The 12,193-nt window shown below is 70.4% G+C and carries 14 protein-coding genes; all 14 read left to right on the top strand.

Annotation, left to right across the window (positions count from 1 at the left end; genetic code table 11):
• The first annotated feature begins 32 nt into the window (after positions 1 to 32).
• The 14 genes from prmC to nucS all read left to right on the top strand — a co-directional run bounded on the left by prmC (position 33) and on the right by nucS (position 12,141).
• Positions 33 to 1,004 carry a peptide chain release factor N(5)-glutamine methyltransferase gene (gene prmC / locus H9640_RS11230; RefSeq protein ID WP_191790904.1) on the top strand — a complete coding sequence of 324 codons (972 nt, stop codon included), beginning with the start codon at positions 33 to 35 and terminating at the stop codon, positions 1,002 to 1,004.
• Between the two features lie 14 nt (positions 1,005 to 1,018).
• Positions 1,019 to 1,747, top strand: a complete 729-nt coding sequence (locus tag H9640_RS11225) for an L-threonylcarbamoyladenylate synthase (protein WP_191790903.1) — start codon at positions 1,019 to 1,021, stop codon at positions 1,745 to 1,747.
• Positions 1,744 to 3,000, top strand: coding sequence for an MraY family glycosyltransferase (locus H9640_RS11220; RefSeq protein WP_191790797.1), 1,257 nt, complete (start codon positions 1,744 to 1,746; stop codon positions 2,998 to 3,000). Before H9640_RS11225 ends, H9640_RS11220 begins: the two co-directional genes overlap by 4 nt.
• The gene (locus H9640_RS11215) at positions 3,000 to 3,515 is read left to right on the top strand and encodes a hypothetical protein (RefSeq protein WP_191790796.1); all 516 of its coding nucleotides are present in this window, start codon (positions 3,000 to 3,002) and stop codon (positions 3,513 to 3,515) included. Before H9640_RS11220 ends, H9640_RS11215 begins: the two co-directional genes overlap by 1 nt.
• A 185-nt stretch (positions 3,516 to 3,700) precedes the next feature.
• Positions 3,701 to 4,591, top strand: coding sequence for a F0F1 ATP synthase subunit A (atpB, locus tag H9640_RS11210; RefSeq protein ID WP_191790795.1), 891 nt, complete (start codon positions 3,701 to 3,703; stop codon positions 4,589 to 4,591).
• Between the two features lie 116 nt (positions 4,592 to 4,707).
• Positions 4,708 to 4,935, top strand: a complete 228-nt coding sequence (gene atpE / locus H9640_RS11205; protein WP_030149959.1) for an ATP synthase F0 subunit C — start codon at positions 4,708 to 4,710, stop codon at positions 4,933 to 4,935.
• On the top strand, positions 4,935 to 5,528 hold the full coding sequence (locus H9640_RS11200; RefSeq protein WP_191790794.1) for a F0F1 ATP synthase subunit B: 594 nt from the start codon (positions 4,935 to 4,937) through the stop codon (positions 5,526 to 5,528). The genes atpE and H9640_RS11200 overlap by 1 nt, the downstream gene beginning before the upstream one ends.
• Positions 5,528 to 6,343: a F0F1 ATP synthase subunit delta gene (locus H9640_RS11195; RefSeq protein WP_191790793.1), complete on the top strand. Its 816-nt coding sequence runs from the start codon at positions 5,528 to 5,530 to the stop codon at positions 6,341 to 6,343. Before H9640_RS11200 ends, H9640_RS11195 begins: the two co-directional genes overlap by 1 nt.
• A gap of 134 nt (positions 6,344 to 6,477) precedes the next feature.
• A complete protein-coding gene (gene atpA / locus H9640_RS11190; protein WP_191790792.1) occupies positions 6,478 to 8,109 on the top strand; it encodes a F0F1 ATP synthase subunit alpha in 1,632 nt (543 codons plus the stop codon).
• 1 nt (position 8,110) lies between these two features.
• Positions 8,111 to 9,007, top strand: a complete 897-nt coding sequence (locus H9640_RS11185; protein WP_191790791.1) for a F0F1 ATP synthase subunit gamma — start codon at positions 8,111 to 8,113, stop codon at positions 9,005 to 9,007.
• A gap of 85 nt (positions 9,008 to 9,092) precedes the next feature.
• A complete protein-coding gene (atpD, locus tag H9640_RS11180) occupies positions 9,093 to 10,574 on the top strand; it encodes a F0F1 ATP synthase subunit beta (protein ID WP_138823534.1) in 1,482 nt (493 codons plus the stop codon).
• Positions 10,575 to 10,662: 88 nt separating this feature from the next.
• Positions 10,663 to 10,947, top strand: coding sequence for a F0F1 ATP synthase subunit epsilon (locus tag H9640_RS11175; RefSeq protein WP_030149953.1), 285 nt, complete (start codon positions 10,663 to 10,665; stop codon positions 10,945 to 10,947).
• Positions 10,948 to 10,965: 18 nt separating this feature from the next.
• Entirely contained in the window at positions 10,966 to 11,379 is a 414-nt protein-coding gene (locus H9640_RS11170) for a DUF2550 domain-containing protein (RefSeq protein WP_191790790.1), read from the top strand.
• Positions 11,380 to 11,445: 66 nt separating this feature from the next.
• A complete protein-coding gene (gene nucS, locus H9640_RS11165) occupies positions 11,446 to 12,141 on the top strand; it encodes an endonuclease NucS (RefSeq protein ID WP_191790789.1) in 696 nt (231 codons plus the stop codon).
• Positions 12,142 to 12,193 lie beyond the last annotated feature (52 nt).

The raw sequence follows: 12,193 nt of genomic DNA, 5'->3' as shown, positions 1-12,193 counted from the left end.
CGGTGCGGCCGGGGCAGGACCCCACGTCGTCCCTGCCCGACGACGTCTCTCGCCTCGTGCGCGAGGCGGCGGCCCGCCTCGCACGGGCCGGGATCGACACGCCCCGCGTCGACGCCGAGCTGCTGCTCGCGCACGCCGCGGGCGTGCCGCGCGAACGGGTCGTCTCGGCGGCCGTCCTGGGACGTCCCGTGTCTTCCCTGCTGCCCGACGGGACGCCCACCACCGAGGACGTGCTCGACGGCCTCGCCGGGCTGCTCGACGCCCGTGCCCGTCGCGTGCCGCTCCAGCACCTCACGGGGACGGCCCCCTTCCGGCACCTGGACCTGGTCGTGGGGCCAGGGGTGTTCGTGCCGCGTCCCGAGACCGAGCAGGTCGCGCAGGTCGCGATCGACGAGTCGCTCGGTGTCGTCGCCCGGGGCTCGCAGGCGCCCCTCGTCGTCGACCTGTGCACGGGGTCGGGCGCGATCGCCCTGGCCGTCGCGACCGAGGTCCCGGGTGCCCGTGTGCACGCGGTCGAGCTGGACCGCGACGCGCACGCGTGGGCCGAGCGCAACGTCGCCCGGACGCACGAGGCGAGCGGCGCCGTCGTGCACCTGGTCCGGGGGGACGCGCGGACCGCGCTCGCCGAGCTCGACGGGACGTGCGACGTCGTCGTCTCGAACCCGCCCTACGTGCCGCCCGACGCGGTCCCGCGCGACCCCGAGGTCGCGCTGCACGACCCGCAGGTCGCGCTCTACGGGCTCGGCGAAGACGGCCTCGAGGTGCCGCGCGGCGTGACCCGCGCCGCGGCCCGGCTCCTGGCCCCCGGCGGCCTCTACGTCATGGAGCACGCAGAGGTCCAGGCGCGGCCCGCGCGCGACATGGTGGCCGCGGTCGGCGGTTTCGAGGACGTCCGGACCGTCGAGGACCTCACGGGCCGACCGCGTATGGTCGTGGCCCGGCGCTCGCGGGCGACGAGCGAGCCAGACCCCGCACCAGGGGACCCTTCGGACATGGAAGACTGAGAAGCGTGAGCTCTGTGCACCCCGTCACCGACCCGAACACCTGGGGACCGTCGATCGACGAGGCGGTGAACGCCGTCTCGCGAGGCGGCCTCGTGGTCCTGCCGACCGACACGGTCTACGGGATCGGGGCCGACGCGTTCGACGCCGAGGCCGTCACAGCCCTCCTGGCCGCGAAGGGACGCGGTCGGCAGATGCCGCCGCCCGTCCTGGTCCCCGACCTGCGGACCCTCGACGGGCTCGCGACCGACGTGCCCGACGACGCGCGCGCGCTCGTCGAGGCGTTCTGGCCCGGCGGGTTCACCATCATCCTGACCGCCCAGCCCTCGCTCGCGTGGGACCTCGGCGAGACGCACGGGACCGTCGCGCTGCGCATGCCCGACCACCCGGCTGCGCTCGCCCTGCTGCGCCGCACGGGACCGCTCGCGGTCTCGAGCGCCAACTCCACCGGTCTGCCCGCCGCGCTCGAGGTCGCCGACGCCCAGGTACAGCTCAGGGAGTCGGTCGCGGTGTACCTGGACGGCGGCACCGCGCCCGGGGGAGTGGCCTCGACCATCGTCGACGCGACCGGGCCGCACCTGCGGGTCGTACGCGAGGGCGCCGTCTCGCTCGAGCGCCTGCGTGAGGTCGCGCCGGTCCTGGGGATCGGGGAGGAGCCGACCGAGAACGTGGACGACCCGTCCGAGGAGACCGTGACGCCCGAGGAGACCGTGACGACGAGCGGCCCGGAGGCGAACGGCGGGTGAGGGTCTATCTGCTCGTCCTGCTGATCGCAGCGGCGGTCACCTACCTCCTCACCCCGCTCGCGTACTGGGTGGCGGCGAGGACCGGAGCGATCACCGCGGTCCGTGACCGTGACGTGCACACCATCCCCACGGCCCGCCTGGGCGGGCTCGCGATGACCGCGGGCCTCGTCGTGGCGGTGACGTTCGCGTCGCAGATGCCCTTCCTCGACGGGGTCTTCCAGATCGACGACCGGGCGTGGGCGATCGTCGGGGGCGCGCTCATCGTCTGCTTCCTGGGCGTCGCGGACGACATCTGGGACCTCGACTGGATGACGAAGCTCGCCGGCCAGGTCCTCGCGGCCCTGTTCGTCGCCTGGCAGGGCGTGCAGCTCGTGACCTTCCCCATCAACGGGCTCGTGATCGGCTCGTCGCGACTCTCGCTCATCGTCACCGTGCTCGTCATCGTGGTCGCGATGAACGCCGTGAACTTCGTCGACGGCCTCGACGGGCTCGCCGCGGGCCTCATCGCGATCGGCGGCGGCGCCTACTTCGTCTACACGTACAGCCTGACGACCGTGGCGAGCCCTACGGACTACTCGAGCCTGGCGACCATGATCATGGCGGCCCTCGTCGGCATCTGTCTGGGGTTCCTGCCGCACAACTTCCACCCCGCCCGGATCTTCATGGGCGACTCGGGCTCGATGGTGCTCGGTCTCGTGCTCGGCTCCGCGGTGATCGTGGTCACCGGGAGCATCGACACGGGCATGGCCTCGGACCCGAGCCGCCAGCGCGAGCTCATCCCCATCCTGCTGCCGCTCGCGGTGATCCTGCTCCCGCTGCTCGACATGGTCCTCGCGGTGGTCCGCAGGGTCGGTACGGGCAAGTCGCCCTTCCACCCGGACCGGCTCCACCTGCACCACCGGCTCCTGACGCTCGGACACTCGCACCGCCGTGCCGTGATCATCATGTACGTGTGGACCGCGGTCTTCGCGTTCGGCGCGGTCGCGCTCGTGCGATGGCCCGCGGAGAACGTCGCGATCGGGCTCGTCGTGGCCGTCGTCGTGGCGGCGATCCTCACGCTCGGCCCGCTGCGCACCCGCGGCAGGTTCCTCGACGACGACGCCGTCACCGCGCCCGAGGGCATCCCGTCCGCGCTGCCGCCCCGACGCGTCGCGGCGGCGAGCGGGGCCTCGCAGGTCGTCCCCGCCCCGGCGCCGACCACCCCCGAAGCACCCACCGATGCGCACCGCGCCCACCCCGAAGGACACTCCTGATGACGACCCCCGCACCGCAGACTCCCGACGAGCCGACGCGCGAGCCGGTCTCCAGCGCGTCGGTCCCGCCCACGGCGGACACCTCCCCGGTCTCGGCGGACGCCGTCGGGGACGCGGTCAGTGCAGTGTTCCGGACCGCGCTGCGCGACACCCTGCTGCTGCTCGGCGGACTCCTGGTCCTGGGTGTGGGGCTGGGGGCGCTCCTGGCAGGCACCGCGGGGGTCTGGGGCGCCCTCATGGGCGTCGGGATCGCCCTCGTGTTCTCCGGCACGACGATCGTCGCGATGGCGCGCACCGCGCGCTCGACGCCGACCACCACGGCGGCTGTCGTGCTGGGGAGCTGGCTCGTCAAGATCGTCCTGCTCGGGATCGTGCTGGCGGTGCTGCGCAACTACGAGTTCTACGACCGGATCGTCTTCGCCGTGGTCCTGCTCGTCGGTGTCATCGGCTCGGCGCTCCTCGACTACCGGGCGGTCGACCGCGGCCGCATCCCGTACGTCACGCCGAAGGCCTGAGCCCCGCGTCCTGGGGTCCGCGAAGGGCGCACCGCAGCCGGCGGTCCGGCGGTCGCGGCGCCCACGTGCGCGCTGGTGCACGGTGGCCCGACGGCGAGCCGGGGCATCATATCCCTCGACCTCGCCGTCGGCGCGGACCCGTGACCTGTGAAGGTCTGAACATGCGTTAGGCTATCGGCGAATCCATGAAGGCCTGGTCCGACGGCGTGCCCATCGAGCGCACGGCCTCGGCGACCGACGACCACCGGGAGTCCACCCTGTTCACGCTCGCGACCCCCTCTCCCTTCGTTGCCGCAGCAGAAGGCGAAGGCGGCTTTCACGCGCCGACGATCGGTGAGTTCTTCCCCGACGCCATCTTCTTCGCCGGCACCCCGTTCGAGTTCAACCGGCTGCAGCTCATCCGAGTGATCGCCACGATCGTGATCCTGACGATCTTCGTGATCGCGGCGCGGCGAGCCAAGCTCGTCCCCGGCCGGTTCCAGAACGGCGTCGAGATGGTCCTCGACTTCGCTCGGGTGAACATCGTCGAGGAGATCATGGGGACCGAGCGGGCTCGCCGCTACGTGCCCATGATCACGACGATCTTCGTGACGATCCTCGCCTTCAACCTCACCGGCGTGGTGCCGGGGCTCAACCTCGCGGGCACCTCGGTCGCCGGTGTGGCGATCCTCCTGGCGCTGTGGGTCTTCGTGGCCTACTGGGCCGCGGGCATCCGGCAGCACGGCCTCTGGGGCTACATCCGGGCGAACCTGTTCCCCCCGGGAGTGCCGTTCCCGATCTACTTCATCCTGGCGCCGATCGAGCTGCTCCAGCTCCTGATCATCCGCCCGGCCTCGCTGGTCATCCGACTCACGGCGAACATGGTCGCGGGCCACATCATGCTGGTCCTGTGCTTCGCCGCCACGAACTTCCTGCTCCTCGAGGCAGCGCCGGCCCTCAAGGCGATCAGCGCGCTGACTCTCGCAGGCGGCATCGCGATCACCCTCTTCGAGGTGTTCGTCGCGGGGCTGCAGGCGTACATCTTCGCGCTCCTCGCCACGGTCTACATCAACATGTCGATCGAGGAAGAGCACTGACCCGCACCACGTACCTGGTCCCGGGCCCTCGGTCCCGGAACCGACCCTGAGCTCCACCTGACGCATCGCACCTGACGCCCGTTCGCACGACCGGGCGCCCAACGGAAGGAAACACCGTGGACGTCACCACCCTCGCCGCTGTCGAAGGCAGCATCAACACCATCGGCTACGGCATCGCCGCGATCGGCCCGGGCATCGGCCTCGGCATCCTGATCGGCAAGACGGTCGAGGGCATGGCCCGCCAGCCCGAGGTCGCCGGCCAGCTCCGCGGCACCATGTTCATCGGTCTTGCCTTCGTCGAGATCCTCGCGCTGCTCGGCTTCGTCGCTGGCTTCATCTTCTGATGTCGACCATCGGCCCCCAGGCGGTCCTCGCCGCAGAGTCTGGCGAGGTCGACCCCATCAAGCTGTTCCTCCCGCCGTTCTACGACCTCTTCTGGTCGGCGATCGTCCTGATCATCATCGCGGTCGTCTTCTACAAGATGGTCCTCCCCAAGTTCCAGGCGGTGCTCGACGAGCGCACGGCCAAGATCGAGGGTGGCCTGGCCAAGGCGGAGTCCGCTCAGGCCGAGGCCGCTGCGGCACTCGCGGAGTACCACCAGCAGCTGCAGGAGGCACGCACCGAGGCCGCGAAGATCCGTGAGGACGCGCGCGCCGAGGGAACGGCCATCGTCGCCGACCAGAAGGTCAAGGCCGGCGAGGAGGCCGCTCGTATCGTCGAGACGGCACACCGCCAGATCGAGGCCGAGCGTCAGCAGGCGTCGGTCTCGCTGCGCAACGACGTCGGGACGCTCGCGACCCAGCTCGCCTCGAAGATCGTCGGCGAGTCCCTCGAGGACTCCGCACGCCAGTCGCGTGTCGTGGACCGTTTCCTCGACGAGCTCGAGGCAGCGGGAGCCGGGGCTGCCAGCGCGGCGGCCAACGGCAAGGAGGGCTGATGCGCGGGACGAGCGGAGCCTCTCTCGAGCAGGCACAGGAGCGCTTCGAGCCGGTGCTGCGTGCGGCCGGTGAAGGAGCCTTCGCCCTGGGCGAGCAGCTCCTCACGGTGGCAGCGGCGCTCGACGGCTCCGTGCCCCTGCGCCGTGCTCTCGCGGACCCGTCGCGGTCCGGCGAGGACAAGGCGGCCCTCGCGGCCGACCTGCTGCGCGAGGGCTTCGACGGTCGTGTCGTCGACCTGGTCTCCGGGCTCGCCCGGGACCGCTGGGCGCACGACGGCGACATCGCCGACGCCGTCGAGCACCTCGGCGTCGACGCGGTCCTGGCCTCGGCCGAGGCCCGCGGCGCGCTCGTGCGCGTCGAGGACGAGCTGTTCCGCATCACGCGGTCTCTCGTCGGAGAGCGTGAGGCTCGCCGCGTGCTGACGGAGACCTCGACCGACCCCGCTCGTCGCAAGGCGTTCGTCGACGCGCTGCTCGCGGGCAAGGTCGACCCGGTCACCCAGTTCCTCGCGGAGCGGGCGACCGTGGCACCTCGTGGTCGTCGTTTCGTCGCCACCCTCGTGTGGCTCGGGGACGTCGCCGCACGGCGTCGCCGCCGCCTCGTCGCCTCGGTGACGTCGGGCACGGTGCTCAGCCAGGCACAGCAGGACCGTCTGTCCGCGCTCCTCGAGCGCGCGTACGGCCGGGCAGTCCAGCTCAACGTCACCGTGGACCCCGAGGTCCTCGGCGGCTTGCGCGTCCAGGTCGGAGCGGACGTCGTCGACTCGACGGTCCTCTCGCGCCTGGTCGACGCACGCAGACGACTGGTCAGCTGACCTGTTCGCCCGAACACTGAGGTCCTCGCGGTCCCCGGTGTCGTCGACACCCCGCCGGCTCCCGAGCCGGCGAACTGACAAGAACGTTCGACCGCTCCCGCACACCGCGGGGTGGCCACGACAGGAGAAGAGCAATGGCTGAGCTGACGATCCGGCCCGACGAGATTCGGGCCGCGCTGGACAGCTTCGTGAAGTCCTACGAGCCCGGGGGCGCGGTGACCGAGGAAGTCGGTCGCGTCACCCTCGCCGCTGACGGCATCGCCCAGGTGGAAGGCCTTCCGGGCGCAATGGCCAACGAGCTGCTGCGCTTCGAGGACGGCACCCTCGGCCTTGCCCTGAACTTGGACGTTCGCCAGATCGGTGTCGTCGTCCTGGGTGAGTTCACCGGTATCGAGGAGGGCCAGGAGGTCCGCCGTACGGGCGAGGTCCTCTCGGTCCCCGTCGGTGACGGCTACCTGGGCCGCGTCGTCGACCCGCTGGGTCAGCCGATCGACGGCCTCGGCGAGATCGAGACCGAGGGCCGTCGTGCCCTCGAGCTGCAGGCCCCCGGCGTCATGGACCGCAAGTCGGTCCACGAGCCGCTGCAGACCGGCCTCAAGGCGATCGACTCGATGATCCCCGTGGGCCGTGGTCAGCGCCAGCTGATCATCGGTGACCGCCAGACCGGCAAGACGGCGATCGCGACCGACACGATCATCAACCAGAAGGCGAACTGGGAGACCGGCGACCCGACCAAGCAGGTCCGCTGCATCTACGTCGCGATCGGCCAGAAGGGCTCGACCATCGCCGCCGTCCGCGGCGCGCTGGAAGAGGCCGGCGCCCTGGAGTACACGACGATCGTCGCGGCTCCCGCGTCCGACCCGGCAGGCTTCAAGTACCTCGCCCCCTACACCGGTTCGGCCATCGGCCAGCACTGGATGTACGGCGGCAAGCACGTCCTCATCGTCTTCGACGACCTGTCGAAGCAGGCCGAGGCCTACCGTGCCGTGTCGCTGCTGCTCCGCCGCCCGCCGGGCCGCGAGGCGTACCCCGGTGACGTCTTCTACCTGCACTCCCGTCTGCTCGAGCGTTGTGCGAAGCTCTCGGACGAGCTGGGCGCGGGCTCGATGACCGGTCTGCCGGTCATCGAGACCAAGGCGAACGACGTGTCGGCGTACATCCCGACCAACGTCATCTCGATCACCGACGGTCAGATCTTCCTCCAGTCGGACCTCTTCAACGCCGACCAGCGCCCCGCGGTGGACGTCGGTATCTCCGTGTCCCGTGTCGGCGGCGCCGCACAGGTCAAGGCGATGAAGCAGGTCTCGGGCACGCTCAAGCTCGAGCTCGCGCAGTACCGTTCGCTCGAGGCCTTCGCGATGTTCGCGTCGGACCTCGACGCGGCCTCGCGCGGCCAGCTGACCCGTGGCGCTCGCCTCATGGAGCTGCTCAAGCAGGGCCAGTACTCGCCGTACCCGGTCGAGGACCAGGTCGCCTCGATCTGGGCCGGCACCAAGGGCAAGCTCGACGACGTGCCCCTCGAGGACGTGCGCCGCTTCGAGAGCGAGCTGCTCGACCACCTGCGCCGCAACACCGAGGTGCTCAGCACGATCGCCTCGACCGGCAAGCTCTCGGACGAGACCGAGGCTGCGCTGGCTCAGGGCGTCGACGACTTCCGCAACGGCTTCCTCACGGGCGACGGCACCCCCCTCGTCGGTGGCGAGTCGGACGAGGAAGAGGCTGTCGTGGTCGAGCAGGAGCAGATCGTCCGGCAGAAGAAGGCCTGACATGGCCGGATCCCAGCGCGTCTACAAGCAGCGGATCAAGTCGACGCAGTCCCTCAAGAAGATGTTCCGCGCGCAGGAGCTCATCGCTGCCTCTCGGATCGGCCGGGCTCGCGCCCGGTCGTCCGAGGCGGGCCCCTACGCCCAGGCGATCACCACCGCGGTGTCGGCCGTCGCGACGCACTCCACGACCCGGCACCCGCTGACGTCGGAGCGTACCGACACCAACCGTGTCGCGGTGCTCGTCGTCGCCTCGGACCGTGGCATGGCCGGCGCCTACTCGGCGTCGATCATCCGCGAGACGGAGCGCCTGGTCGAGCGCCTCACGCACGAGGGCAAGGAGGTCGCGCTCTACGCCGCAGGGCGTCGCGCGGTGACCTACTACACCTTCCGTCACCGTGAGCTCGCCGGTTCGTGGACCGGTGGCTCGGACTCGCCGTCGGCGGACGTCGCCGGCGAGATCGCCGACACGCTGCTGAACGCCTTCCTCGCCCCCGCGGACGAGGGCGGCGTCGGTGAGCTGCACATCGTGTACACGCAGTTCGTGAACATGGTCACGCAGCGTCCCCGCGTCGTCCGGATGCTTCCCCTCGAGGTCGTCGAAGGGGTCGCGCCGGTCGGGCAGAACGACGTCCTGCCGCTGTACGACTTCGAGCCGTCGCCCGAGGCCGTCCTCGACGCACTGCTGCCGCGCTACGTGCGCAGCCGCATCTACAGCTGCCTCCTGCAGGCGGCTGCGTCGGAGCTGGCTGCCCGCCAGCGCGCGATGCACACCGCGACGGACAACGCCGAGGACCTGATCCGCATGTACACGCGACTTGCGAACCAGGCACGACAGGCCGACATCACCCAGGAGATCAGCGAGATAGTCTCCGGTGCCGACGCCCTCGCGGCATCGTGAGGCACCGCATGACGAACCTGACGATCTCCATCACCTGCACCGAACCTGCCGGAGCTGTCTCCGGCCCTGCGAAGCGAGGCCAGTAATGACCGCCACCACCGTGGAAGCCCAGGTCGAGCACCAGAGCGGACCCGGCGTGGGCCGTGTCGCCCGCGTGATCGGCCCCGTCGTCGACATCGAGTTCCCGTCGGACGCGATCCCCGAGATCTACAACGCGCTGACCGTCGACATCGACCTGTCCGGACAGGGCGAGGGTGAGAAGTCCTTCCGCCTGACCCTCGAGGTCGCGCAGCACCTGGGCGACTCGCTCATCCGTGCGATCGCCCTCAAGCCGACCGACGGCCTGGTCCGCGGCGCCGTCGTCACCGACACCGGCTCGCCGATCAGCGTCCCCGTGGGTGACGTGACCAAGGGCCACGTGTTCAACGTGACCGGTGACGTCCTCAACCTCCAGGAGGGCGAGAAGCTCGAGATCACCGAGCGCTGGCCCATCCACCGCAAGCCCCCGGCGTTCGACCAGCTCGAGTCGAAGACCACCATGTTCGAGACCGGCATCAAGTCGATCGACCTTCTGACGCCGTACGTGCTCGGTGGGAAGATCGGCCTCTTCGGTGGTGCGGGCGTCGGCAAGACGGTCCTCATCCAGGAGATGATCCAGCGCGTCGCCCAGAACCACGGTGGTGTCTCGGTGTTCGCCGGTGTCGGCGAGCGCACCCGTGAGGGCAACGACCTGATCGTCGAGATGGAGGAGGCGGGCGTCTTCGACAAGACGGCCCTCGTCTTCGGCCAGATGGACGAGCCGCCGGGCACGCGTCTTCGCGTCGCGCTCTCCGCGCTCACCATGGCGGAGTACTTCCGTGACGTGCAGAAGCAGGACGTGCTCCTCTTCATCGACAACATCTTCCGCTTCACGCAGGCCGGTTCCGAGGTCTCCACGCTGCTCGGGCGCATGCCCTCCGCGGTGGGCTACCAGCCGAACCTGGCCGACGAGATGGGTCTGCTGCAGGAGCGCATCACCTCGACGCGTGGTCACTCGATCACGTCGCTCCAGGCGATCTACGTCCCTGCGGACGACTACACCGACCCGGCGCCGGCGACGACGTTCGCCCACCTGGACGCGACCACGGAGCTCTCGCGTGAGATCGCCTCGAAGGGTCTGTACCCGGCGATCGACCCGCTGACGTCGTCCTCGCGCATCCTCGACCCGCGCTACGTGGGCCAGGAGCACTACGACGTCGCGACGCGCGTGAAGTCCATCCTCCAGCGCAACAAGGAGCTGCAGGACATCATCGCGATCCTCGGCGTCGACGAGCTCTCGGAGGAGGACAAGACGGTCGTGGCGCGTGCGCGTCGCATCCAGCAGTTCCTCTCGCAGAACACGTACATGGCCGAGAAGTTCACGGGTGTCGTCGGTTCGACGGTTCCGCTCACGGAGACCATCGAGGCCTTCAAGAAGATCGCGGACGGCGAGTTCGACCACGTCGCCGAGCAGGCGTTCTTCAACATCGGTGGCCTCGAGGACCTCGAGCGCAACTGGGCCCGTATCCAGAAGGAGTACGGCGTCTGACACGACGTGAGCGCGCCGCGCGCCGGGCCTTCGGGTCGGGCACGCGGCGCGCTTCGTCAGACCCGTGCACCGACATGAAGGAGTTGAAGTGGCACAGCTGAACGTCGACCTCGTGGCGGCGGACCGCAAGATCTGGTCCGGGGACGCGCGCGCCGTGAGCGCGCCGGCCGCCGACGGTGAGATCGGTATCCTCGTGAACCACTCGCCCCTCCTGTCCGTCCTCGGCGAGGGCACCGTCCGGATCACCGGCTCGAACGGCGAGAAGGTCGCCGTGAAGGTCACCGGTGGGTTCCTCTCGGTGGACTCCAACCAGGTCATGCTCGTGGTGGACGACGCAGAGGTGCTCGACGGCGCCGGCGTCTCCGGCCACTGACGGGCTCAGGTAGCACACGTGCCGCTCCCCGCCTGGATCGCGATCGGACTGCTTCTCGCAGTCGCGCTCGTGGTCGGGCTGGGAGCGTTGCGTCTTCGGGCCATCGCCCACCGGGTGGGGTCCTTCGAGTGCAGCGCCCGCCCCGCCGGGGACGCTCAGGCGTCCTGGTCGCTGGGGATCGCGCACTACGGTGTGGGTCGCATCGACTGGTGGCGCTGCTGGTCGCTCTCGCTGCGCCCGGCGCGCACGTGGCGGCGGCAGGATCTGGTGATCCTGTCCCGACGCCCCCTCGACGAGGACCGTGACCTCTTCCTCGTGGAGTGCTCGTACGAGGACGTCCGGTTCGAGCTGACGATGTCGAGCGGCGCGTACGCCGGTCTGGCGTCCTGGCTCGAGGCGGCTCCGCCCGGTCGCCGCGGCGTGGTGGTCTGAGCGCTCGTCGAGCGCTCGCCGTCGGCGTCCCCGCCGCCGTCTTCGTCCCCGTCTGAGGAGTTCTTCGTGCGTCTCGTGGTTGCCCAGTGCTCGGCTCACTACACGGGCCGGCTCTCGGCCCACCTCCCGCTCGCGACCCGCGTGCTGCTCGTCAAGGCTGACGGCAGCGTGCTGCTCCACTCGGACGGCGGTTCGTACAAGCCGCTCAACTGGATGAGCCCGCCCTGCTCGATGGCGGTCTCGGAGCCCGACGAGTCGGCCCGCGAGCGTGGCGTGACCCAGGTGTGGGCGGTCCAGCACGCCAAGAGCGACGACCGCCTCGAGATCGAGCTGTACGAGGTCCTGCACGACTCGGCGCACGACCTCGGCGTCGACCCGGGCCTGATCAAGGACGGGGTCGAGGCGCACCTGCAGGAGATGCTCGCCGCCCAGATCCAGCTGCTGGGGACGGGGCACACGTTGATCCGCCGCGAGTACCCCACGGCGATCGGCCCGGTGGACATCCTGGCCCGGGACAAGGACGGGGCGACGGTCGCGGTCGAGATCAAGCGTCGGGGCGACATCGACGGGGTCGAGCAGCTCACTCGCTACCTGGACCTGCTGAACCGTGACCCGCTCCTGTCCCCGGTGCGCGGGGTGTTCGCGGCGCAGGAGATCAAGCCGCAGGCACGGGTCCTGGCGACCGACCGGGGCATCGGGTGCCTGGTCCTGGACTACGACGCGATGCGTGGCGTCGACGACGTCGACTCGCGCCTGTTCTAGCTCGCGCCTCTGCACTCTGGCTCGCACCCCGGCACGTGATCTTCGGGCCGTG

Source organism: Oerskovia gallyi (genome assembly GCF_014836745.1).
GTDB classification, from domain to species: domain Bacteria; phylum Actinomycetota; class Actinomycetes; order Actinomycetales; family Cellulomonadaceae; genus Oerskovia; species Oerskovia paurometabola.
This window is presented reverse-complemented; position numbering and strand designations above follow the sequence as displayed.

Excerpts from the sequence above, each read along its gene's own strand:
- H9640_RS11195 (WP_191790793.1), top strand. The coding sequence starts at position 5,528 with ATGCGCGGGACGAGCGGAGCCTCTCTCGAGCAGGCACAGGAGCGCTTC.
- atpD (WP_138823534.1), top strand. The coding sequence starts at position 9,093 with ATGACCGCCACCACCGTGGAAGCCCAGGTCGAGCACCAGAGCGGACCC.
- H9640_RS11185 (WP_191790791.1), top strand. The coding sequence starts at position 8,111 with ATGGCCGGATCCCAGCGCGTCTACAAGCAGCGGATCAAGTCGACGCAG.
- H9640_RS11200 (WP_191790794.1), top strand. The coding sequence starts at position 4,935 with ATGTCGACCATCGGCCCCCAGGCGGTCCTCGCCGCAGAGTCTGGCGAG.
- H9640_RS11215 (WP_191790796.1), top strand. The coding sequence starts at position 3,000 with ATGACGACCCCCGCACCGCAGACTCCCGACGAGCCGACGCGCGAGCCG.
- atpA (WP_191790792.1), top strand. The coding sequence starts at position 6,478 with ATGGCTGAGCTGACGATCCGGCCCGACGAGATTCGGGCCGCGCTGGAC.
- atpB (WP_191790795.1), top strand. The coding sequence starts at position 3,701 with ATGAAGGCCTGGTCCGACGGCGTGCCCATCGAGCGCACGGCCTCGGCG.